The organism is Lentzea terrae (assembly GCF_003265345.1).
GTDB lineage: Bacteria > Actinomycetota > Actinomycetes > Mycobacteriales > Pseudonocardiaceae > Lentzea > Lentzea terrae.
Genome location: NZ_QFWW01000001.1, coordinates 674,849 through 697,565, shown reverse-complemented (window position 1 = coordinate 697,565; position 22,717 = coordinate 674,849). Strand labels below are relative to the sequence as shown.

The window sequence follows — 22,717 nt, the reverse complement described above, 5'->3', positions numbered from 1 at the left end:
TTGCCAGGCGAATTCGCGGTCAGACGGGTGCATCGTGGTGCCGCCCCCGCGTCTTCATACTGGACGTATGGGGGCGCGGGGGCGGTGGCGCGAGGCGCCCTGCTGAGCGTGAATTACCCGGCCGTCGTTCTGGGCCACGCCACTAGTTGCCTCGAAAACGGCCGTTCGCTCCAGCGGGGGCGGGCGGCCGTTTTCGATCATGCGGGAACGCGGCTGCCGCGTTTCACTGGTGGATCCTCAGGCACTGCAAGAGGAGGCCGCCGTGGTCGTCCTGCACAACTCCGTGCTGATCCGCTGTTCCCCCGAAGAGGCCTTCGACTACCTCTCCGACCTCCGCGCCGAGCTCGAGTGGAACCCCGGGTGCCAGTCGATGGAGAAGATCACCGAGGGTCCGGTCGGAGTGGGCACGAGGTTCCGCGCCAAGTGGAAGTCCAGCCCCCTCGTCGAGGTGGAGTTCACCCGGTACGACCGCCCGCGCAGTTGGTCGGCCCACAACGGCGGCCCCATCGAGGTCAGCTTCACCTGCCATCTTGAACCGGTCCCGGAAGGCACGCTGCTCCGCGCCGAGTTCGCGCCACGGCCGCACGGCTGGTTCCGGCTCGTCTTCCCGCTCTTCCTGCTGGTCATCAGCCGTGAGGAGAAGGCGAACATGATCCGCATACGGGAGGCGCTGGAGCGACGAACGCAGGTCAGGCCGTGAACGCCGCCAAGCTGGCAGCGGGCTTCGCGGTGCTGTCCGGGCTCGGCTTCGGCCTGCCCGCGGCCTACGGCGCCGTGCACTTCGCACGGCACGGTGAGATCTGGCAGTTCATGGGCTTCCCCACCTACGGCAACGGGCCGTTCGAGAAGATCGGCCTGCCGACCACCGTGCCGCTGCTCGCCGGGTTCGCCGCCGTGTGCGGCGCGGAGGTGATCGCCGGCGGCCTGCTGTGGCGCGGGCGTCGCTCGGGGAAGCGGCTGGCGCTCGCCCTGCTCCCGGTCGAGGTCGCGTACTGGGCCGGCTTCGCGCTGCCGCTGGGCCCAGTCCTCGGCGCCGCACGCACCATCGCCGCATCGAAGATGTCTATGCAAAGCCCGCGAGATTGGCATTAGACGTCATACCAGCGCGGCCCTCACGCTGAATGCCATGCAGACCTTCCTCGCAGACGTGGACCACATCGTCGCCACCACCGACGACCAGTACGAGATCACCAAGCGGGTCGCGGAACGGCTGTCGGCGCTGCTCGACAGCGGCTACCGGCTCCCGCCCGAGCTCACGCGCCCGTCGCCCGACCACCACGTCAACTACCCGCTGCACATCGCGCCCGACTGGTGCGTGGCCGTCGTCGTCTGGGCTCCCGGCCAGCGCACGCCGGTGCACGGCCACGAGACCTGGGGCGTCGTCGGCATCTACGCCGGCGCCGAACGTGAGATCCGCTACGCCAAGCCCACCGGACCCGGCCCGCTCACCCCGCTCGGCGAGCAGGTCTTCCGGCGCGGCGAGGTCACCGTGTGCTGCACGACCGACGACGACGTGCACGCGGTCGAGGCGGAGTCCGACGAACCGACCATCGGCATCCACGTCTACGGCGCCGACATCGGCACCATCGAACGCCGCAGGTACGACCCTGAGACCGGCGACGTGGAGTGGTTCGTCGGCGGGTGGCACACGCCTTAACGCGCCCAGCCTCGGCGCTCGCCCTCGTCGATCAGGTGCCTGGCGGCTTCCCACAGCGTCGTCGAGGCCTCACCGATGACCGCCTTGCGCCCGCGCACGGCGTCCGCGGTCACACCGGGCGTGCGCCACGTTCCGCCCTTGGCCATCCAGTTGAGCAGCAACGGTTGCAGCCGGTCCATGGCCTTGGCGAACCGCGCTTCCGGCGTCTGCCGCGCCTCGAACTCGTCCCACAGCGTCCGCAGTTTCCGCCCCGCGTCCTCCGGCAGGATGCCGAACAACCGGTCCGCGGCTGCCTCTTCGCGTTCCTGCTGGCTCTCGCCCAGTTCGGCGTCGTAGATCGGGGTGTCGCCCGCGTAGATCTCGACGAGGTCGTGCACCACCACGAGCTTGATCGTGTGGCCGACGTCGATCGGTTCGTCGGCGTACTCAGCCAGCGTCATCACCATCAGCGCGAGGTGCCAGGAGTGCTCCGCGTCGTTCTCGCGCCGGTCGGCTGCGGCGAGAGGAGATTGGCGCAGCACGGTTTTCAGCTGGTCGACCTCGATCAGGAACGTCAGGTGGTCGCGCAGCCGTGAGTCCAGAGTGGACGGTAGCGGATTGGAGTCTGAGAGGATGGCGGTGGCCTTTCTGCTTCACTGGACGAGGTCTCCAACTTAAAGCACGGCCACAGGGGGAAAGCTTTGATCGCGCAGTTCGAGCAGGAGCGCACACGCTTGCGCGCCGTCGCGCACCGGATGCTCGGGTCGTTCGCGGAGGCCGACGACGCGCTGCAGGAGGCCTGGCTGAAGGTCGAGCGGGCCGACACCAGTGACGTCGAGAACCCGCAGGGCTGGCTCACGACGGTGGTCGCGCGGGTGTGCCTGAACATGTTGCGCGACCGGCGGGACCACGCGTTCGAGATGCCGGACCCGGTGATCGACACCAGCGAGGAGCCCGAGCAGCAGGCCGTCGCCAAGGACGAGGTCGGCCTGGCGATGCTGGTCGTGCTCGACACCCTCAAGCCCGACGAGCGGCTGGCGTTCGTGCTGCACGACATGTTCGCGGTGCCGTTCGACGACATCGCGCCGTTGATCGAGAAGACGCCCACGGCCACGCGTCAGCTGGCGAGCAGGGCGCGCAAACGCGTGCAGGACCGGCCGCAGCCGAACGTCGACCTGCCGAAGCAGCGGGAAGTGGTGAGCGCGTTCCTCAAGGCCTCCCGCGAGGGCGACCTGGAGGGGCTGGTGTCGGTGCTGCACCCGGACGTCATCCTCAAGGCGGGTGCGCTGGAGGTCATCGGCGGACGGACCGTGGCCGGACGCGCCAGCCTGTTCCGCCAGTACGCGACGATGGCCGAGATCCGGGAAGTCCTCATCGGCGGCGAGGCCGGGTTCGTCACGTGGGTCGACGGCGTGCTGTTCTCGGCGATGGCCTTCACGGTGCGCGACGACAAGATCGCGGCGATCCACGTCATCCAGGACAAGCAGCAGCTCGCCGCACTCGTGCCGTGACGGCCGTGGCCGCTGGTCCGATCGGATCATCGCGGCGATGACCAGGGGTGAGCAAGCCGAACGTCACGATCTGTGCTGGTTGCCGCGGGGCTCGCGGCAACCAGCGCCGTTCGGCCCGCGACGCTCGACCCCCTGAATGCAGCAGTGGCCCCCTCGACGTCCTCAGGGCGACTAACAGGACGTGAGGGAGCCACTGCTCCGAAAGCGTGAGCGCTCAGTCTTCCTTCGCGGGGCGGGCCTCGGGAGGCAGCACACCCCAGTCGATGAGCTGCTCGGTGAGCTCGCCCGGCGTCATGTCGTAGATGATCGCGAGCGAGCGCAGGTCCTCGGTGCGGATGGAGAGGACCTTGCCGTTGTAGTCACCGCGCTGCGACTGGATCGTCGCGGCGTAGCGAGCCAGGGGGCCGACCTTCTCGACCGGCAGCTGCTGGAGCCGTTCCAGGTTGATGACGATCTTGGTGGCCGGCTCGGCACCCGACGGCACGCGGCCCTCGGGGAGGAGCTCGGCTACGGGAACCCCGTAGAAGTCGGCCAGCTCGGCCAGCTTCTGCACGGTCACCGCGCGGTCACCGCGCTCGTACGAGCCGACGACCACGGCCTTCCAGCGACCGCCGGACTTCTGCTCGACGCCGTGCAGGGACAGGCCCTGCTGCTGGCGGATAGCGCGGAGCTTGGCCCCCAGCGCCTTGGCGTAGTCGCCCATGTGGCGGTTCTCCGTTCATTCGCCCCGTCAGCAGTACGGCGTGCTGCGGGGAGGCTTAGATCGATACGCAGAGTAATGATTACTCGCCGTGGTCGACAGGTCAAGCTGATCTCAGGGAGAGACGCGCGCCACGCGTGCGACACCACTCGGATGGTTGACCGTCCGTAGGTGATACGGTGCAGGTCAGCCTGGTTGTCACCAGGTGTCCGACGTCCTTTAAGGACCCGTCCAGTGAGGCGGGGAAGGAGGTCCAGCCGTGGCGTCACGTCAACGTGGCGCGACGGATCCGGCCGGGGATCGCGAGATTCTCTCGGCCGGTGATGTCGCGCGCACTGTCGCCCGAATGGCCCATCAGATCATCGAGAAGACCGCTCTCGATGCACCGAGCGCACCCGACGTCGTCTTGATGGGTATTCCCAGCCGGGGAGCCCCCCTCGCACGGCGCCTGGCCGCTAAGATCGCCGAATTTTCCGGCAAGAGCGTGCTCGAAGGCACGCTGGACATCACGCTCTACCGCGACGACCTCCGGCGTGGCCCGACCCGGCCGCTGGAGACGACGAAGCTGCCGGAGGGCGGCATCGACGACAAGCTCGTCGTGCTGGTGGACGACGTGCTGTTCTCCGGCCGCACCATCCGCGCCGCGCTCGACGCCCTGCGCGACCACGGCCGCCCCCGGTCGGTGCAGCTCGCCGTCCTGGTCGACCGCGGTCACCGGGAGCTGCCGATCCGCGCGGACTACGTCGGCAAGAACCTGCCCACGTCCAAGACCGAGGACGTCGTGGTCATGCTGGACGAGTTCGACGGCCGCGACGGAGTGGTGCTGAAGTGAAGCACCTGCTCTCCACCGACGGTCTCGACCGCGACCAGGCCACCGCGATCCTCGACACCGCCGACCGGCTGAAGCAGGCGCTGCTCGGCCGGGAGGTCCGCAAGCTGCCGACGCTGCGCGGACGCACCGTGATCACGATGTTCTACGAGAACAGCACCAGGACCCGCGTCTCGTTCGAGATCGCGGGCAAGTGGATGTCCGCGGACGTGATCAACGTCAGCAGCTCCGGTTCCAGCGTCAGCAAGGGCGAGTCGCTGCGAGACACCGCACTGACCCTGCAGGCCGCCGGCGCGGACTGCGTGATCGTGCGGCACCCGGCGTCCGGCGCGGCGCACCGGCTCGCGGGCTGGCTCCAGCACACCAGCACGTCCGTGGTGAACGCGGGCGACGGCATGCACGAGCACCCGACCCAGGCACTGCTCGACGCCGCCACCCTCCGCGACCGCCTCGGCAGCCTGGACGGCCGCCGCGTCGCGATCGTCGGCGACGTCCTGCACAGCCGGGTCGCCCGCTCGAACGTGCACCTGCTGACCACGCTCGGCGCCGAGGTCACCCTGGTCGCGCCGCCCACACTCCTGCCGACAGGCGTGGAGAAGTGGCCGGTCACCGTCTCGCACGAGATCGACTCCGAGCTCGCCTCGCAGGACGCGGTGATGCTGCTGCGCGTGCAGGCCGAGCGGATGACCGGCGGGTTCTTCCCGAGCTCGCGCGAGTACTCGATCGCCTACGGCCTCAACGAGCGCCGCCTGAAGCTGCTGCCAGAACACGCCGTCGTGCTGCACCCCGGCCCGATGCTGCGCGGCATGGAGATCGCCTCCGTCGTCGCCGACAGCCCGCAGGCCGCCATCACCGAGCAGGTCCGCAACGGTGTCCACGTGCGCATGGCCGTGCTGTACCACCTGCTTGCCCACGAGGAGGAAACCTCGTGAGGGAGCTTGCGACCGAACCATCGAACACAGTGAAGCCCTTGCCGGTCACTCGCAGCTCACGAGGAATCATAAAGTGAAGAAGTCCTTGGTACTTAAGGGAGTTAGGCCCTACGGCGAGGGGGAACCGCAAGACATCTTGATCCGTGACGGCGTGATCGCCGAAGGCACGGACGAGAACGCGGAGGTCATCGAAGGCAACGGCGCTGTTCTGCTGCCGGGCTTCGTCGACCTGCACACCCACCTGCGCGAACCCGGCCGCGAGGACACGGAGACCATCGAGACGGGCTCGAAAGCAGCCGCGCTCGGTGGCTACACCGCCGTTTTCGCGATGGCCAACACCGATCCCGTCGCCGACAACGCGGTGATCGTCGAGCACGTCGCCCGCCGCGGCAAGGAGGTCGGCCTGGTCGACGTCCATCCGGTCGGCGCCGTCACCGTCGGGCTCAAGGGTGAGAAGCTCGCCGAGCTCGGCACGATGGCGAACTCCAAGGCCAACGTCCGCGTGTTCTCCGACGACGGCCTCTGCGTGCACGACCCGTTGATCATGCGCCGCGCCCTCGAGTACTCGAAGGCCCTCAACGCCGTGATCGCCCAGCACGCCGAGGAACCGCGCCTCACCGTCGGCGCCCAGGCGCACGAGGGCGAGAACGCGTCCCGGCTCGGCCTGCAGGGCTGGCCGGCCGCCGCCGAGGAGTCGATCGTCGCCCGCGACTGCATCCTCGCCCAGCAGGTCGACGCGAAGCTGCACGTCTGCCACGTCAGCACGACCGGCACGGCCGACGTCCTGAAGTGGGCGAAGGCGCGCGGTACCAAGGTCAGCGCCGAGGTCACCCCGCACCACCTGATCCTGACCGACGACCGGCTGAGCACCTACGACCCGGTCAACAAGGTCAACCCGCCGCTGCGCACGCAACAGGACGTCGACGCGCTGCGCCAGGCGCTCGCCGAGGGCACCATCGACTGCGTCGCCACGGACCACGCCCCGCACGCGGTCCAGGACAAGGACTGCGAGTGGTCGGCGGCCCGGCCGGGCATGCTCGGACTGCAGACCGCGCTGAGCATCGTCGTCGAGACGATGGTCAGGACCGGCCTGCTGGACTGGCGCGGCGTCGCACGGGTGATGAGCGAGAAGCCCGCGGAGATCGCCGGACTGACCGACCAGGGCCGTCCGATCGAGGTCGGCGAGCCCGCGAACCTCGTGCTGGTCGACCCGGACGCGACGTGGACGGTGAACGGCGCGCAGCTCGCGAGCATCGCGGGCAACACCCCGTTCGAGGGCATGGAACTGCCCGGCGCGGTGACGGCGACCATCTTGCGTGGCCGGGTCACCGCGTTGGCGGGAAGGATTGCCGAATGACCCGCATTCTGCTCGTCCTGCTGGTTTTCGCGTTCTTCGCGCTGTGCGTGTACGGCATGTGGCACGGCTGGAAGCGACGTCAGGCGAAGCAGGCCGACCTGCCCGCGTTCCCCGCCACACCCGAAAAGCTCGGCGAGGCGAAGCTCGCGACCACTGGCGTCTACATCGGAACGACGAACGCGGGCAACTGGCAGGACCGCATCCAGGTCGGCGACATCGGCCACCGCGCGGAAGCGACGTTGAGCCTGGTGCCGGAAGGCATCGCGATCGACCGCACCGGCGCGACGCCGATCTTCATCCCCGCCGAGTCCATCCGGGACGCCCGCACCGACCGCGGGCTGGCGGGCAAGGTCATGTTCAGCGAAGAGGGATTGCTGGTGGTCCAGTGGGAAAACCAGGGCCACCTGTTCGACACGGGTTTCCGTGGCGATGACAAAGACGTTTACGACGAGTGGGTAGCAGCTCTAGTGGGAGGCAAGGCGTGACGAACGCGGCATTGGTGCTGGAAGACGGTCGTGTCTTCCGCGGTGAGGCGTACGGAGCGACCGGCGTCTCGCTCGGCGAGGTCGTGTTCTCCACGGCCATGACCGGCTACCAGGAAACCCTGACCGACCCGTCCTACCACCGCCAGATCGTGGTGCAGACCGCGCCGCAGATCGGCAACACCGGCTGGAACGACGAGGACGACGAGTCGTCGAGGATCTGGGTCGCCGGCTACGTGGTCCGCGACCCCGCGCGCACGCCGTCGAACTGGCGGTCCAAGCGCGGCCTGGACGAGGAACTGGCCAAGCAGGGCGTCGTCGGCATCGCGGGTCTCGACACCCGCACGCTGACCCGTCACATCCGTGAGCAGGGCGCGATGCGTGCGGGCGTGTTCTCCGGCAGCGAACTGACCGACGACGCGTCGATGGTCGAGCAGGTCAAGGCTTCCGCGCAGATGGTCGGCGCGAACCTCGCGGTCGACGTCACCACTGCGAAGCCCTACGTGGTCGAGGCCATCGGCGAGAAGAAGTTCACGGTCGCGGCGCTCGACCTGGGCATCAAGTCGAACACCCCGCGGATGATGGCGGCGCGCGGCATCGAGGTGCACGTGCTGCCGTTGACCAGCTCGTTCGAGGACATCCTGGCGGTCAGCCCGGACGGGGTGTTCCTGAGCAACGGTCCGGGTGACCCGGCCACGCAGGACCACGCGATCGCGCTGACCAAGGAGGCGCTGGGCCGCAAGCTGCCGCTGTTCGGCATCTGCTTCGGCAACCAGATCCTCGGCCGCGCGGTCGGCCGCGGGACGTACAAGATGCGCTACGGCCACCGCGGCATCAACATCCCGGTGATCGACGTGGCCACCGGCAAGGTCGCCATCACCGCGCAGAACCACGGGTTCGCGCTGGAGGGCACGCCGGGGGAGGAGTTCTCCTCGGAGTTCGGCCGGGCGATCCTCTCCCACTACTGCCCCAACGACGGCACCGTCGAGGGCGTCCGGCTGCTCGACGCGCCGGCGTTCTCCGTGCAGTACCACCCAGAGGCCGCCGCCGGACCGCACGACGCGGCGCCCCTGTTCGACGAGTTCGTGACGCTGATGAATGAGGCCCGCTGATGCCGAAGAGGACTGATCTCAAGCACATTCTCGTCATCGGCTCCGGCCCGATCGTCATCGGTCAGGCGTGCGAGTTCGACTACTCGGGCACGCAGGCGTGCCGGGTGCTGCGGGAGGAGGGCATCAGGGTCAGCCTGGTGAACTCGAACCCGGCGACGATCATGACGGACCCGGAGTTCGCGGACGCCACCTACATCGAGCCGATCACGGCCGAGTTCGTGGAGAAGGTCATCGCGCAGGAACGCCCGGACGCGATCCTGGCGACGCTGGGCGGGCAGACGGCGTTGAACACGGCCATCGCGCTGCACGAGCGCGGAGTGCTGGAGAAGTACAACGTCGAGCTGATCGGCGCGGACATCGACGCCATCCAGCGCGGTGAGGACCGGCAGATCTTCAAGGATCTGGTCCGCAAGATCGGCTCCGACGTCCCGCGTTCGGCCGTCTGCAAGTCGATGGACGAGGTCCGCAAGACCGTCGCCGAGCTGGGTCTCCCGGTCGTCATCCGGCCGTCGTTCACCATGGGCGGTCTGGGTTCCGGCATGGCGCACACGGCCGAGGAGCTGGAGCGCCTCGCGGCCATCGGCCTGGAGGAGTCCCCGGTCACCGAGGTGCTCATCGAGGAGAGCGTGCTCGGGTGGAAGGAGTACGAGCTCGAGCTCATGCGCGACCGCAACGACAACGTGGTCGTCATCTGCTCGATCGAGAACATCGACCCGATGGGCGTGCACACCGGCGACTCGGTGACGGTCGCGCCCGCGATGACGCTGACCGACCGCGAGTACCAGCACATGCGCGACGTCGGCATCAAGGTCATCCGCGAGGTCGGTGTCGACACCGGTGGCTGCAACATCCAGTTCGCCATCCACCCGGACAACGGCCGCATGGTCGTCATCGAGATGAACCCGCGCGTGTCGCGGTCGTCGGCGTTGGCGTCGAAGGCGACCGGCTTCCCGATCGCCAAGATCGCCGCGAAGCTCGCCATCGGCTACACGCTCGACGAGATCACCAACGACATCACGGGGGAGACGCCGGCGTCGTTCGAGCCGACGCTCGACTACGTGGTCGTGAAGGCGCCGCGGTTCGCCTTCGAGAAGTTCCCCGGCGCCGACCCCACGCTGACGACCACGATGAAGTCGGTCGGCGAGGCTATGTCGATCGGCCGCAACTTCGTCGAGGCACTGGGCAAGGCGCTGCGTTCGCTGGAAACGAAATCGGTCGGTTTCTGGACGCAGCCCGATCCGGACGGCACTACGCTCGAATCCGTCCTGGCACAACTGAATCGCGGTCATGACGGCCGCCTGTACACGGTCGAGCGCGCCCTCCGCCTCGGTGCGTCCATTGAGGACGTCTACCAGGCCTCGGGGATCGACCCGTGGTTCATCGAGCAGATCGCCTGGCTCGGCACGTTGCGCACGGAGCTTCTCGACGCCCCGGTGCTCGACGAGCCGTTGCTGCGCAAGGCGAAGCGCGCTGGTCTCTCCGACCGGCAGATCTCCGTGCTGCGGCCGGAGCTCGCCGGTGAGGACGGCGTGCGCACGCTGCGGCACCGTCTGGGCGTGCGGCCGGTCTACAAGACCGTCGACACGTGCGCGGCGGAGTTCAAGTCCGAGACGCCGTACCACTACTCGGCGTACGAGCTCGACCCGAACGCCGAGTCGGAGGTGGCCGAGCAGCGGGAGAAGCCGAAGGTGCTGATCCTGGGCTCCGGTCCGAACCGCATCGGCCAGGGCATCGAGTTCGACTACTCCTGCGTGCACGCGGCGATGGCGCTGCGTGAGGCCGGGTACGAGACCGTCATGGTCAACTGCAACCCGGAGACCGTGTCGACCGACTACGACACGTCCGACCGCCTGTACTTCGAGCCGCTCACGTTCGAGGACGTGCTGGAGGTCGTGCACTCCGAGCAGCGCTCCGGTGAGGTCGCCGGCGTGATCGTGCAGCTCGGCGGCCAGACGCCGCTCGGGCTGGCGCAGCGCCTCGCGGACGCCGGCGTGCCGGTCGTGGGCACCACGCCCGAGGCGATCCACCTCGCCGAGGACCGCGGCCAGTTCGGCAAGGTGCTGACCGACGCCGGGCTGCCCGCGCCGAAGTTCGGCACGGCCACGTCGTTCGACGAGGCGAAGGAGATCGCGGACGAGATCGGCTACCCGGTCCTCGTGCGGCCGTCCTACGTGCTCGGCGGGCGCGGCATGGAGATCGTGTACGACGAGGAGTCGCTGTCGGGCTACATCGCCCGCGCGACCGAGGTGACGCCCGAGCACCCGGTGCTGGTCGACCGGTTCCTCGACGACGCCATCGAGATCGACGTCGACGCGCTGTGCGACGGCGACGAGGTGTTCATCGGCGGCGTGATGGAGCACATCGAGGAAGCCGGCGTGCACTCCGGCGACTCCTCCTGCGCGCTGCCGCCGATCACGCTCGGCGCCTCCGACATCGAGAACGTGCGCCGGTCCACCGAGGCCATCGCGCGTGGCATCGGCGTGCGCGGGCTGCTGAACGTCCAGTACGCGCTCAAGGACGACGTGCTGTACGTCCTGGAGGCGAACCCGCGTGCGTCGCGCACGGTGCCGTTCGTGTCCAAGGCGACCGCGGTCTCCATGGCCAAGGCGGCGTCGCGGGTCATGCTCGGCGCCACGATCGCGGAACTGCGGGCCGAGGGCCTGCTGCCGGCGACCGGTGACGGTGCCCGGCTGCCCGAGCACGCGCCGGTCGCGGTCAAGGAAGCCGTCATGCAGTTCCACCGCTTCCGCACGCCCGAAGGCCACGGCGTGGACTCGTTGCTGGGCCCGGAGATGAAGTCCACCGGCGAGGTCATGGGCATCGACTCGTCGTTCGGGAAGGCGTTCGCGAAGTCGCAGACGGCTTCCTACGGCTCGCTGCCGACGTCGGGCAAGGTCTTCGTGTCGTTCGCGAACCGCGACAAGCGCGCGATGATCTTCCCGGTCAAGCGCCTCGCGGACCTCGGGTTCCAGATCCTGGCGACCTCGGGCACGGCGGAGGTGCTGAAGCGCAACGGGATCCCGTGCACCGAGGTGCGCAAGCACTTCGAGGGCGACGGCAACGTCGTCGACATGATCCTGGCCGGCGAGATCGACATGATCTTCAACACGCCGTACGGCAACAGCGGCCCGCGCGTGGACGGCTACGAGATCCGCACCGCCGCCGTGGCGAAGGACATCCCGTGCGTCACCACGATCCAGGGCGCCGCCGCGGCCGTGCACGGCATCGAGGCGCTCATCCGCGGTGACATCGGGGTCCAGCCGCTGCAGGCGCTCCAGGCCGCGCTGAGGGAGGGCGTGTGACGTCGGTGACCACTTTTGGGGAAAGGCTCACGAAAGCCGTTGAGGCGCACGGACCTCTGTGCGTCGGGATCGACCCGCACCCGTCGTTGCTGGACGCCTGGGGCCTCTCCAGGACCGCTGAGGGCCTCGAACGGTTCGCTCTCACGGCCGTGGAGGCGTTCGGCGGCAAGGTGTCGATGGTGAAGCCGCAGGCGGCGTTCTTCGAGGCCCACGGGTCGCGTGGGGTCGCCGTCCTCGAACGGGTGATCTCGGAGCTGCGCGACTCGGGCACGCTGGTGCTCGTGGACGCCAAGCGCGGCGACATCGGCTCGACCATGGCTGCCTACGCCGAGGCGTACCTCGGCGACGGATCGCCGCTGGCCGGGGACGCGGTGACGCTGTCACCGTTCCTCGGGTTCGGGTCGCTGCAGCCCGCCCTGGACACGGCGCGGGCGACCGGCCGGGGCGTCTTCGTGCTGGCGCTGACGTCCAACCCGGAGGGTGCCGAGGTCCAGCGGACCGTTGCTCCGGACGGGCGAACCGTGGCGCAGACGATCATCGATTTCGCGACCGCTCGGAATTCCGGCATTTCTCCGTGCGGCGATGTTGGGCTCGTCGTGGGTGCCACGATCGGGGAAACGGATGTGGACCTCGCGGGGTTCAACGGCCCGATCCTCGCCCCCGGTTTCGGTGCTCAGGGAGGCTCGGTGGCTGATCTAAAACGGCTCTTCGGGCCCGACATGCGCAACGTCTTTCCGACTTCTTCACGAGATGTTCTCCGGCATGGGCCAGACGTATCGTCGCTGGTCAGGGCCATGCGGAGCGTTCAGGAGAGCCTCTGAGGAGGGGCGCGCCACAACTTTTGGGGTGTGGCGCGCTCACCTGGGGAAACATGTGTTGGTAGGGTCCAGCCCACCGGCTGCCCCGCTGGTCACCGGCCTCATAGCACACGTAACGTGTGGGACGAGTCGCCGGAGGCAGTGATCAGGCCGCCGGAGGGTGTTGGTACTACTACCACCCGCCGCATCACTCATGGCCGCTGAAGATTTACCTGACTGGGTCACGTTGTCCCCAGGCAATTGCGGTCGGTACGGTCGCGGCACCGATCCGAAAAGAATCCACACCACGGAGGAAATCGTGGCTCTTCCCCAGCTTACCGAGGAGCAGCGAGCCGCAGCGCTGGAGAAGGCTGCTGCCGCTCGTCGCGCTCGGGCTGAGCTCAAGGAGCGCCTCAAGCGCGGCGGCACGACCCTGACGGACGTGCTCAAGGCCGCCGAGAGCGACGAGGTCCTGGGCAAGATGAAGGTGTCCGCGCTGCTCGAGGCCCTGCCGGGCGTCGGCAAGGTGCGCGCGCAGCAGATCATGGAGCGCCTCGAGATCGCTCCCAGCCGTCGCCTGCGCGGTCTCGGTGACCGTCAGCGCAAGGCCCTGCTCTCCGAGTTCAGCGGAGAGTGATTGGCACCGAGGCGGGAACGGGTTCTGCCCGTTCTCGCCTCACCGTCTTGTCCGGGCCGTCGGGCGTTGGCAAGTCCAGCGTCCTGGCGGAGCTGCGCAGGCAGCAACCCGATGTCTACTTCTCCGTCTCGGCGACCACCAGGAAGCCGAGGCCGGGCGAGGTCGACGGAGTGCACTACCACTTCGTCGACCGCGAGAAGTTCCAGCAGATGATCGCCGCCGGTGAGTTCCTCGAACACGCGGAGTTCGCCGGCAACTGCTACGGAACCCCCCGCAAGCCCGTTGAGGAAGCTCTGGCCGCCGGCCGCCCCGCCCTGCTGGAGATCGAGCTGCAGGGCGCGCGGCAGGTCCGCGTGGCAATGCCCGACGCCCAGCTGGTCATGCTGATGCCCCCGTCCTGGGAGCATCTGGTCGACCGGCTGACCGGCAGGGGCACCGAACATCCGGACGTCGTGGAACGCCGGCTCGAGATCGCCCGCGAGGAGCTGGCGGCCGAGAAGGAGTTCGACGAGGTCGTCGTGAACGCCGACGTGCAGTCGGCCGCGGCCGACTTGCTATCCTTGATGGTCGGACCACGAATTTCAGGAGATTGACGAGTGATCACCCACACCGAGCTCGGTCACCTGACCGGTTCCCCGGAGGGCATCACCAACCCGCCGATCGACGACCTGCTGGAGCAGGTGAGCTCGAAGTACGCGTTGGTGATCTACGCAGCGAAGCGTGCCCGCCAGATCAACGACTACTACGCGCAGCTCGGCGAGGGCCTGCTCGAGTACGTCGGCCCGCTCGTCGAGCCGGGCCCGCGTGAGAAGCCGCTGTCGATCGCACTGCGCGAGATTCACGCTGGTCTTCTCGAGCACACCGAGGGCGAGTGAGCGCGTCGACCGACGCTTCAGATGCCCCCGCGAAGCCCAGGATCGTTCTGGGTGTTGGCGGGGGCATCGCCGCGTACAAGGCCTGTGAGGTCCTGCGGCGGCTCACCGAGTCCGGTCACTCCGTGCGGGTCATCCCCACCGAGGGCGCGCTGAAGTTCGTGGGAGCCGCCACGTTCGAGGCGCTGTCCGGCCAGGTCGTGACCGCCGACCCGTTCGACGACGTGCACGAGGTCCCGCACGTCAAGCTCGGGCAGAACGCCGACCTCGTCGTGGTCGCCCCGGCGACCGCGAACATCATCGCGAAGGCCGCGCACGGCCTCGCGGACGACCTGCTGACGAACACCCTGCTGACCGCGCGCTGCCCGGTGCTGCTGGTCCCGGCGATGCACACCGAGATGTGGGAGCACCCGGCCACCCAGCACAACGTGCAGCTGCTGCGCAGTCGCGGTGTCGTCGTCGCCGAACCGGCGAGCGGCCGGCTGACCGGCAAGGACACCGGCAAGGGCCGTCTGCCGGACCCCGCCGAGATCGTCGAGCTGGCCCGGTTGCTGCTGGTGCGCCCGGACGCCCTGCAGCGGACACTGGAGGGCGTGCACGTCGCGATCTCCGCCGGCGGTACGCGCGAACCTCTCGACCCGGTCCGGTTCATCGGCAACCGCTCGTCCGGCAAGCAGGGCTATGCGCTCGCCAGGGTCGCGGCTCAGCGCGGCGCCAGGGTGACCCTGGTCGCGGGCAACACCGCCGATCTCGCCACTCCCGCCGGCGTCGACCTGGTCAGGGTCGGCTCCGCGGTGGAGCTGCGCGACGCCATGCACAAGGTCGCCGCCGACGCGGACGTGGTCGTGATGGCCGCCGCGGTGGCCGACTTCCGGCCGAAGTCGCTCACCGGGCACAAGATCAAGAAGACTTCCGCCGACCCGGACCCGATCGAGCTGACGAAGAACCCCGACATCCTCGTGGAGCTCGTTTCCGCACGTCGGAACGGTCAGCTGATCGTCGGGTTCGCCGCGGAGACCGGTGACGAGACGACCTCGGTGCTCGACTACGGCAGGGCGAAGCTGCAGCGCAAGGGCTGCGACCTCCTGGTCGTGAACGCGGTCGGCGCCGGCCTGGTCTTCGAGCAGGAGGACAACGCCGGCTGGCTGTTGTCGAGGGAGGGCGATGAAACGCTTATCCCTCATGGATCGAAAACACAAGTGGCGTCCGCGGTGTGGGACACGGTTACCGCCCGCTTGACCCGCTCTCAGTAGACTTTTCCATAGTCCAACCCGCGAAGAAGGAGTGTCCGTGAGCCAGCACAGCAGCAGGCTGTTCACCAGTGAGTCGGTGACCGAGGGGCATCCGGACAAGATCTGCGACGCGATCAGCGACTCGATTCTCGACGCGCTGCTCGCGAAGGACCCCCGGTCCCGCGTCGCGGTGGAGACGCTGGTCACCACGGGGCAGGTGCACGTCGCGGGTGAGGTCACCACCGAGGCGTACGCCGACATCCCCACGATCGTGCGCGACAAGATCCTGGAGATCGGCTACGACTCGTCCCAGAAGGGCTTCGACGGCCACTCGTGCGGAGTGAACGTCGCCATCGGGTCGCAGTCCCCGGACATCGCCCAGGGTGTCGACACGGCGTTCGAGAACCGCGTCGAGGGCGCGGTCGACGAGATCGACAAGCAGGGCGCCGGCGACCAGGGCCTGATGTTCGGCTACGCGTGCACCGACACGCCCGAGCTCATGCCGCTGCCGATCGCGCTCGCGCACCGCCTCTCGCGCCGCCTGACCGCGGTCCGCAAGGACGGCACCGTGCCGTACCTGCGCCCGGACGGCAAGACCCAGGTCACCATCGAGTACGCGGGCGACCAGCCCGTGCGCCTCGACACGGTCGTCATCTCGACGCAGCACGCCGACGGCATCGACCTCGACAACATGCTCGGCGTCGACCTGCGCAAGCACGTGGTGGAGCCCGAGCTCGCCGAACTGTCGCTGGACACCGCCGACGTGCGCCTGCTGACCAACCCGACCGGCCGCTTCGTCATCGGTGGCCCCATGGGTGACGCGGGCCTGACCGGCCGCAAGATCATCGTCGACACCTACGGCGGCATGGCCCGCCACGGTGGTGGCGCGTTCTCCGGCAAGGACCCGTCGAAGGTCGACCGCTCGGCCGCGTACGCCATGCGCTGGGTCGCCAAGAACACCGTCGCGGCGGGTCTCGCCAGCCGCGTCGAGGTCCAGGTCGCCTACGCGATCGGCAAGGCGGCGCCGGTCGGTCTGTTCGTCGAGACCTTCGGCACCGAGACCGTCGACCCGCAGAAGATCCAGCAGGCGATCAACGAGGTGTTCGACCTCCGCCCGGCCGCGATCATCCGCGACCTCGACCTGCTGCGCCCGATCTACGCCCCGACCGCCGCGTACGGCCACTTCGGCCGCACCGACGTCGCTCTGCCGTGGGAGTCGACGGACCGCGCGGAGGCCCTGCGCACCGCCGCCGGCGCCTGACCAGCACCGCTCGAACGGCCCGCGTCCCTTCCGGGGAGGCGGGCCGTTTCGCGTATTTCGGGCAGGCCTCGGATCTCCGCACCGAGTGGGGGACGACACGACAGGACTGCACGCGGTGCCGCGGCCGCTGGATGTCGAGCTGCCGCGACTGCGGGTCGTCGACCGCCTGCGGCAACGCTGGTCGCGTCCCGTCACGCTGGTCGTCGCGGGGGCCGGCTTCGGCAAGACCACCGCGCTGGCCCAGGCGGTCCGGGCGAACCTGCTCGACCCGTGCGGCATCGACGCCTGGGTGACGTGCGGTCCCGGCCACGAGGACGCGGGCAAACTCGCCGCCGCGATCCTGGACGCCCTCGCCACCCGGCACGGTCCGGAGCCCGGCGCACCGGAAGTCCTCGCCGCACTGCGCCACCGAGCCCCGCTCGACGTGTGCCTCCTGCTCGACGACGTGCACGAGGTTCCGGACGGATCGCCGGGCGCGGAACTGCTGAGCGCGATCGCCAGGGCGTTGCCGGACACCGCGCACCTGGTCCTGTCCGGCCGATGCGCGCCGGATGTCCCGCTGGCGCGCCGGGAAGCGGCGGGCGAGGTGGCCGCGATCGGGACCGCCGACCTCGCCTTCACCGACGCCGAGACGGCGGCGCTGGCGAGAAGGTTCGGCCGCGAGCTGACGGAGGATCTGCACGGCTGGCCCGCCCTGGTCAGGCTGTCCCTCACCGCCGGACCCGCCGCGTCGTGGCGGTATGCGGCGGAAGAGGTGCTCCAGGGGCTCGCCGAGCCGGTGCGCAGCGCGCTGGCCGTGTTGGTGGCGCTCGGGTGTGCGACAGAGGAAGAGGCCAGCACTGTCGCCGGGGCGCCCGCACGGCTGGAGTACCTCGCGCGGTCGGTTCCGCTGGTGAACCGCCTCGATGACGGGAGATACCGCGCGCACGACCTGTGGGCGGAACTGGTGCCCACGGACCACCTGCGGGTCAGAGCGGTCGCGGTGCTGGCGGCACGCGGAGAACTGGCCGGAGCCGGCCGGGTGGCGTGCCGGGCCCGCGACTGGGGCCTGCTCGCGACCCTCGCGGTCGAGCTGGTGCGGACCACGTTGTCCGTGCTGCCCTGCGCGACTGCCCAGCGATGGCTGACGGAAGTTCCGGCACACCTCACGGACGAACCGGCGTTCCTGCTGCTCAGGGCTGCGGTGAGGCATGCGCGGGACTTCACCGATCCGTCCATCGACTGCCTGGTCGACCGGGCCTGCGCGGGGCTGCTCGACGCCGGTGACCACGACGGGGCAGCGGTCGCGCTCGGGCAGGCCGTCATCACCGCGCACTCCAGGGGCGATCTCGTCCGGCTGGCCGAAGTCGCGCACCGGGCGCACCGGCTGGACGCGTCCTCGCCCGTCCTGCGCCTGCTCAAGCACAGCTCCGCCGCGGTGGTCGCGGAGCTCGGCGGAGATCCGGAGGGGGCGCTCGTGCACCTCTCCCAGGCGCCCACGGACGAAGTGCCCAAAGCGTTCGCCGTGTCGACCACGCGGTTCCACGTGCACTGCCTGGCGATGTGCGGACGTGGGCAGGAAGCGGCCGAGCTCGCCGAACGCATGCTGGACGACGACCTCGCGCGCCGGCACGCCACGGCAGCGCGCTGGTTCGACGGCGAACCCGTTGAGTTCCAACAAGAGAACACGAACGACACGGCGCGCGACGAGTTCGTGGCGCGCGCTCTGCACACCGTCATCGCGGCGTCGTTCGGTGAGGCCACGACCGAGTTGCTTGCAGCACAAGACAACCCGCGCGACGCCGTGCTGGCGTGCGCCGCCCACGCCGCGATCGCCGTCACGCGCGGCGAGGAAGACCTGGCTCGCCGCATCTACAAACAGCATCTGGCCCGGTGGCCTGCTGAGATCAAGGTCGCCGAACGGCACCTGCGCCGGTTCCTCGCGCTGGGCTATGTGCTCAGCGACGAGCTGAGAGAACGGTGGGACAGCACCGATCTGGGCCCGTCCCACCGGAAGGCGCGCGCGGCGGGACGCGCGTTGGTCCAAGCCAGGCAAGGAAATCTCCGCACGGACCTGCCCGCAGCGCACGCGCTCTGCTTCCTCCCGTTGCCGTGGTCGGCCGAACTGGCCATCAGGCTGGCGGCGACCGGCGCGACGAAGCTGGGCAGCTGGCTGGCGGACCGCGTCGGACCCGTTGTGCACCGCCAGTTCCGGGAGCTCGCACGCGACCCGGACCTCGCCGCCGGTGCCGCCCGGTTGCTCGCCACCGTGCCCACGCCGCCGGATCATCCGCTCGGGATCGAAGTCATCGGGCCGATGCGCGTGACTCGCAACGGCGTCGCGGTGCAGGCACCGGAGTTGCGGCGCGTGCGGGTCCGTCAGCTGCTCGGCTTGCTGGTGCTGCGCCCGGTGCTGGGCCGGGAGCAGGCGATGGATTTGCTGTGGCCCGAACTGGATCCGGCCAGTGCCGCACGGAACCTGCGGGTGACCATGACGCATCTCCGGCGGTTGCTCGAACCGGACCGCGCGGGCGGCGAGGCCAGCTACTGCCTGCGCGCTGACGGCGACACGATTCGGCTGGTGCGCGGCGGGATGCTGGCCGTGGACCTCTGGTCGTTCCACGAGCTCGGCGACGCTGAGCTGCTGAGCGAGGCCGTGGCGCTGTGGCGGGGTGAGCCGCTGCCGGACCTGGCCGACCTGTGCGAGCCGGAGATCGCCCGGATCAGGGCGCGGCACGTCCACAACCTGTTGGCACTGGGCGAACTCCGGCTCGTCACGGCGGATCCGGTCGAGGCGTGGCGGTTCGCCGACTGCGCGTTGGCATTGGAACCGTTCGAGCCGCGCGGTCACCGGCTCGCGCTCGCCGCAGCACTGCGCGCACGGAATCCACAAAGGACCGTGGAGACCCGTGCGCGCGTACTGGACGCGTTGCGGCAGCTCGGGGTTCGCCCCGACCGTGCCACGGAGATCCTGTTGCGGCAGACGGTCAGCAGTTGACCTGGACTTCCGTGGACGCCGGGCAGAAGTTGACTCCGGCCTCGCCGTCGCCCTCATCGGGGGCGTTCTGATCGCCGGACAACAGGTCCGCCCCGTCGCCGCCACGCATCTTGTCGACGCCGGGTTCGCCGTAAACGGTGTCGTGGCCGGCGCCGCCCTGGACCTTGTCGTCGTGCCAGCCCGCGCAGATCAGGTCGTTGCCGGCACCACCGTGGATCTCGTCCTCGCCGGCGTAGCCGAGGATGATGTCGTTGTCGCCGAGACCGAAGATGACGTCCGGCCCGTTGGTGCCGACGATCACGTCCGGACCGGGGCCGCCGAAGGTGGGCATGCCGGGAACGGCCCATTGCGTGGGCACGGCGTTGTAGCAGTCCGCGATCGTCGGTCTGTTCTGGAACTCCGGCGGCACCTCGTCGGCTGAGGCGACACCGGCGGTGCACAGGCCGATGGCGAGCGCGGCAACAGCGATTCGCAGTTTCATCGTTGGTTCCCCTCGTCTGTGTTGTGCTTACCGACAGAAGGGTCACAACCGAGCGTTGCCCGAACGCTAACCGGAGCGCGCCATGTCCCGTTCGACGGTCGGCACCGGCGCTCCGATCATGGCCCGGATCGTCGCCGCCTCGGCCAGCAGCCGAGGTTGTCGGGTCGAGTGAGCCAGTGCCTCCAGCACGCTCGCCTCCCGCCAGCGGTCGCCCAGCTCGCGGTGCAGGGTGAGACTGCGGGCCAGCAACGAGCGGGCCGCCGCGGGGTTGCCGGTGCCCTGTTCGACGACGCCGAGCAGGTTGAGCGCCCAGGCGATGCCCTCCTTGAACTCCAGCTCGCCGAAGGTGTCCAGCGCTTCGTCCAGCAGTTCCCTGGCCCGTGCCGCCTCGCCCCGGTACCACGCGACGGCCCCGAGGTAGGCGAGCGACGACGTGGCGCCACGCCGGTCACCCAGGTCGCGCAGTGACTTCAGTGATGCCTGAAGGTCGGCCTCGGCGACGTCGAAGTCGCCCGCGAGCCAGGACGTGGCGCCGCCGAGTTGTCTGGCGTAGGCGGCGTTCAAGGGGTCCGAGGCGCGCGCCGCTTCCTGGTAGTGGTGCAGTGCCGCTTCGTAGTGGCCGCGTTCGCGGGCGACCGAGCCGAGCAGCCGGTGCAGCCGTCCGGCCAGTGCCGGGTCGGCTTCCAGGCCGTCGCGGGCGTAGCGGACCGCCACCGCGTAGTCGCATTCGAGCAGCGCCAGGGCGGCCGCCGACGCCAACGCCTTGCCGCGCAACGGTCCTGAGCCGCGCAGCGCGACGGTCAGCCACTGCCGGCCCTCGCGGTAGTTGCCGGTGCGGTGCCAGTAGCGGTTGAGGGCGACCACCAGGCGCAGCACCTTGTCCTGGTCGCCGGTCGAGGTGAACCAGTCCATCGTGCGTTGCAGGTTGGCGTGTTCGACCCGGAGCTCGGTGAGCAGCGTGCCGGTCGGGTCGGCTTCGGCGCGTTCGGCCAGGCGCAGGAAGAAGCCGGCGGCGCGGGCCTGGGCGTCGGAGTGCTGTTCCAGGGCGAACGCGTGGACCGTTTCCAGCATCGAGAACCGGGTTTCGCCGGCGACGCGGGAGACGCGCACGAGCGATTTCGCGACGAGGCCGGTGAGGGCGTCCAGCGTGCCGGAGAGTGCCTCGACCAGGTCGGCCGGGAACCCGCCCGCGCACACTGCGAGGTCGGCGAACAGCGTGCGTTCCGACGAGGTCAGCAGGTCGTGGCTCCACGCGATGGCGGCGCGCAGCGGTCCGAGGAGGCCGAACCGGTCGCGCAACCGGCGCACGATCTGCGCCGGGGTGAGGACGGAGGTGCGGGCGGCGGCGAGTTCCAACGCGAGCGGCAGGCCGTCGAGAGCGGCGCAGAGCTGGGCGATCGCCGGGGCGTCCGCGTCGGTGTAGGTGTGGGCGGCGCGGTCCAGGAAGAGCCGGACCGCGTCGTACGCGGCAAGTTCGGTGAGAGAGCGCGGCACGTCCGGGTCGGGGACGGCGAGCGGCGGGATCGCGTAGACGGTTTCGCCGGGGACGTTGAGAGGTTCGCGGCTCGTGGCGAGCACGCGCAGCCGTGGATGCTTTTCGGCGAACGCCGCGCATCTCGCTCTGAGGTGTTCGCAGTTGTCCAGCACCAGCAAGGTGTTTCCGAGCGTGCCGAGTTCTCGTGCGGTGATGCCGAACGCGGCCGCCACCGCGTCCTCGACGCAGTTCGCGGACGTCAGATCGACCACTGTGGACGACGGGGTCACGTGCCGGGCCAGCCGCGACTTGCCGCAGCCGGCCGGGCCGGTGAGCGTGACGAGCCGCGCCTTTTCCAGCAGTCGCACCACGTCCTGGGCTTCGCGCTGCCGTCCGATGAGAGCGGAGCCGGCATCGGGCGGCGGACACGTCAGCGCCTCGGCTTCGATCGCGCGCAGGGCTGGTCCGGGATCGACGCCGAGCTCTTCGACGAGCACGTGGCGGGCACGTCGGACCGTGCTCAACGCGTCCGCGCGTCGGCCGCCACGTAGTTGTGCGTCGGCGAGCAGTTCCCAGAAGCGTTCTCTGAGCGGATGGCTGACCACGAGCCGTTCCAGTGCGGCCGCCGCCGTTCCGCAGGCGCCCCGGCTGATCTCCTGCTGTGCCAGCGCTTCCTCAGCCGACAAGCGGGCTTCGTGCAGGCGGGTGATCTCGGCGGACGCCCACTCGAAGACGTCGCAGTCCGCGAGCGGGTCGCCGCGCCACAACGCCAGCGCCGCACGGGGTGAGGGCGCGCGATCGAAGCGGGTGACGTCCACGTGCGTTGGATCGATCCGCAGCGCATAGCCGGCGGTGGTGGTGATGAGGACGTCCTGGAGACCGATGGCGGACAGGGCGCCACGGACGCGCGCGATATGGCTGTGGAGCGTGCGTAGCGCCGTTGGTGGAGGCTCGGTGCCCCACAACGCGTCGATCAGGTGCGCTGCGGGAAGCACCGAGGGTGCGCGCAACGCCAGCAGCGCCAGGAGGGAGCGCTGGCGCGTGCCGGCGAGGCGCAGCACGCCGCCTGGCCCGGTGACTTCGAGGGGCCCGAGCAGGCGCACATCTGTTGGCTCCACGCACCAG

At 69.5% G+C, this 22,717-nt stretch carries 21 protein-coding genes; 17 read left to right on the top strand and 4 right to left on the bottom strand.

What is annotated here, in order from left to right; translation table 11 throughout:
- Nucleotides 1-262 precede the first annotated feature (262 nt).
- Genes DI276_RS03165 through DI276_RS03155 form a run of 3 tightly spaced genes read left to right on the top strand, consistent with a single transcriptional unit; the run spans nucleotide 263 to nucleotide 1,657 of the window.
- Nucleotides 263-700: an SRPBCC family protein gene (locus tag DI276_RS03165; RefSeq protein ID WP_157984489.1), complete on the top strand. Its 438-nt coding sequence runs from the start codon at nucleotides 263-265 to the stop codon at nucleotides 698-700.
- On the top strand, nucleotides 697-1,092 hold the full coding sequence (locus DI276_RS03160; RefSeq protein ID WP_112261684.1) for a hypothetical protein: 396 nt from the start codon (nucleotides 697-699) through the stop codon (nucleotides 1,090-1,092). The genes DI276_RS03165 and DI276_RS03160 overlap by 4 nt, the downstream gene beginning before the upstream one ends.
- 34 nt (nucleotides 1,093-1,126) lie before the next feature.
- Nucleotides 1,127-1,657 (top strand): cysteine dioxygenase family protein, encoded by a 531-nt coding sequence (locus DI276_RS03155; RefSeq protein WP_112261683.1) that lies wholly within the window; start codon nucleotides 1,127-1,129, stop codon nucleotides 1,655-1,657.
- Here the strand turns inward: DI276_RS03155 and DI276_RS03150 are convergent.
- The gene (locus DI276_RS03150; protein ID WP_269814220.1) at nucleotides 1,654-2,226 is read right to left on the bottom strand and encodes an HD domain-containing protein; all 573 of its coding nucleotides are present in this window, start codon (nucleotides 2,224-2,226) and stop codon (nucleotides 1,654-1,656) included. The genes DI276_RS03155 and DI276_RS03150 overlap by 4 nt on opposite strands.
- Nucleotides 2,227-2,337: 111 nt before the next feature.
- Here DI276_RS03150 and DI276_RS03145 point away from each other — a divergent pair, with 111 nt between their 5' ends.
- Nucleotides 2,338-3,147: a sigma-70 family RNA polymerase sigma factor gene (locus tag DI276_RS03145; protein ID WP_112261681.1), complete on the top strand. Its 810-nt coding sequence runs from the start codon at nucleotides 2,338-2,340 to the stop codon at nucleotides 3,145-3,147.
- Between the two features lie 214 nt (nucleotides 3,148-3,361).
- Here the strand turns inward: DI276_RS03145 and bldD are convergent, their stop codons facing one another.
- On the bottom strand, nucleotides 3,362-3,850 hold the full coding sequence (bldD, locus tag DI276_RS03140) for a transcriptional regulator BldD (RefSeq protein WP_030471611.1): 489 nt from the start codon (nucleotides 3,848-3,850) through the stop codon (nucleotides 3,362-3,364).
- A 256-nt stretch (nucleotides 3,851-4,106) separates the two neighbouring features.
- On the opposite strand from bldD, the gene pyrR reads away from it, so the two are divergent.
- The 13 genes from pyrR (at nucleotide 4,107) to DI276_RS03075 (ending at nucleotide 19,637) form a co-directional block, all read left to right on the top strand.
- The gene (gene pyrR, locus DI276_RS03135; RefSeq protein WP_112261680.1) at nucleotides 4,107-4,679 is read left to right on the top strand and encodes a bifunctional pyr operon transcriptional regulator/uracil phosphoribosyltransferase PyrR; all 573 of its coding nucleotides are present in this window, start codon (nucleotides 4,107-4,109) and stop codon (nucleotides 4,677-4,679) included.
- On the top strand, nucleotides 4,676-5,608 hold the full coding sequence (locus DI276_RS03130; RefSeq protein WP_112261679.1) for an aspartate carbamoyltransferase catalytic subunit: 933 nt from the start codon (nucleotides 4,676-4,678) through the stop codon (nucleotides 5,606-5,608). Before pyrR ends, DI276_RS03130 begins: the two co-directional genes overlap by 4 nt.
- 73 nt (nucleotides 5,609-5,681) lie before the next feature.
- Nucleotides 5,682-6,965, top strand: a complete 1,284-nt coding sequence (locus DI276_RS03125) for a dihydroorotase (RefSeq protein ID WP_112261678.1) — start codon at nucleotides 5,682-5,684, stop codon at nucleotides 6,963-6,965.
- The gene (locus DI276_RS03120) at nucleotides 6,962-7,450 is read left to right on the top strand and encodes a PH-like domain-containing protein (protein WP_112261677.1); all 489 of its coding nucleotides are present in this window, start codon (nucleotides 6,962-6,964) and stop codon (nucleotides 7,448-7,450) included. Before DI276_RS03125 ends, DI276_RS03120 begins: the two co-directional genes overlap by 4 nt.
- Nucleotides 7,447-8,559 (top strand): glutamine-hydrolyzing carbamoyl-phosphate synthase small subunit, encoded by a 1,113-nt coding sequence (gene carA, locus DI276_RS03115; RefSeq protein WP_198680420.1) that lies wholly within the window; start codon nucleotides 7,447-7,449, stop codon nucleotides 8,557-8,559. The genes DI276_RS03120 and carA overlap by 4 nt, the downstream gene beginning before the upstream one ends.
- Nucleotides 8,559-11,861 (top strand): carbamoyl-phosphate synthase large subunit, encoded by a 3,303-nt coding sequence (gene carB / locus DI276_RS03110; protein ID WP_112261675.1) that lies wholly within the window; start codon nucleotides 8,559-8,561, stop codon nucleotides 11,859-11,861. Before carA ends, carB begins: the two co-directional genes overlap by 1 nt.
- 5 nt (nucleotides 11,862-11,866) lie before the next feature.
- The gene (gene pyrF, locus DI276_RS03105) at nucleotides 11,867-12,682 is read left to right on the top strand and encodes an orotidine-5'-phosphate decarboxylase (protein WP_112261769.1); all 816 of its coding nucleotides are present in this window, start codon (nucleotides 11,867-11,869) and stop codon (nucleotides 12,680-12,682) included.
- Between the two features lie 295 nt (nucleotides 12,683-12,977).
- Nucleotides 12,978-13,295: an integration host factor, actinobacterial type gene (gene mihF, locus DI276_RS03100; RefSeq protein WP_030471603.1), complete on the top strand. Its 318-nt coding sequence runs from the start codon at nucleotides 12,978-12,980 to the stop codon at nucleotides 13,293-13,295.
- The gene (gene gmk / locus DI276_RS03095; RefSeq protein WP_112261674.1) at nucleotides 13,292-13,888 is read left to right on the top strand and encodes a guanylate kinase; all 597 of its coding nucleotides are present in this window, start codon (nucleotides 13,292-13,294) and stop codon (nucleotides 13,886-13,888) included. The genes mihF and gmk overlap by 4 nt, the downstream gene beginning before the upstream one ends.
- Before the next feature lie 3 nt (nucleotides 13,889-13,891).
- Nucleotides 13,892-14,170 (top strand): DNA-directed RNA polymerase subunit omega, encoded by a 279-nt coding sequence (rpoZ, locus tag DI276_RS03090; RefSeq protein WP_045313812.1) that lies wholly within the window; start codon nucleotides 13,892-13,894, stop codon nucleotides 14,168-14,170.
- On the top strand, nucleotides 14,167-15,420 hold the full coding sequence (gene coaBC / locus DI276_RS03085; RefSeq protein WP_232836409.1) for a bifunctional phosphopantothenoylcysteine decarboxylase/phosphopantothenate--cysteine ligase CoaBC: 1,254 nt from the start codon (nucleotides 14,167-14,169) through the stop codon (nucleotides 15,418-15,420). Before rpoZ ends, coaBC begins: the two co-directional genes overlap by 4 nt.
- 37 nt (nucleotides 15,421-15,457) lie before the next feature.
- On the top strand, nucleotides 15,458-16,660 hold the full coding sequence (gene metK, locus DI276_RS03080) for a methionine adenosyltransferase (RefSeq protein WP_198680419.1): 1,203 nt from the start codon (nucleotides 15,458-15,460) through the stop codon (nucleotides 16,658-16,660).
- 85 nt (nucleotides 16,661-16,745) lie between these two features.
- Nucleotides 16,746-19,637: a hypothetical protein gene (locus DI276_RS03075; protein ID WP_112261673.1), complete on the top strand. Its 2,892-nt coding sequence runs from the start codon at nucleotides 16,746-16,748 to the stop codon at nucleotides 19,635-19,637.
- On the opposite strand, the gene DI276_RS03070 is transcribed toward DI276_RS03075, so the two are convergent.
- Nucleotides 19,627-20,118, bottom strand: coding sequence for a hypothetical protein (locus DI276_RS03070; protein WP_112261672.1), 492 nt, complete (start codon nucleotides 20,116-20,118; stop codon nucleotides 19,627-19,629). The two genes, DI276_RS03075 and DI276_RS03070, sit on opposite strands and share 11 nt — an antisense overlap.
- A 66-nt stretch (nucleotides 20,119-20,184) precedes the next feature.
- Entirely contained in the window at nucleotides 20,185-22,710 is a 2,526-nt protein-coding gene (locus tag DI276_RS03065; RefSeq protein WP_112261671.1) for a BTAD domain-containing putative transcriptional regulator, read from the bottom strand.
- Nucleotides 22,711-22,717 lie beyond the last annotated feature (7 nt).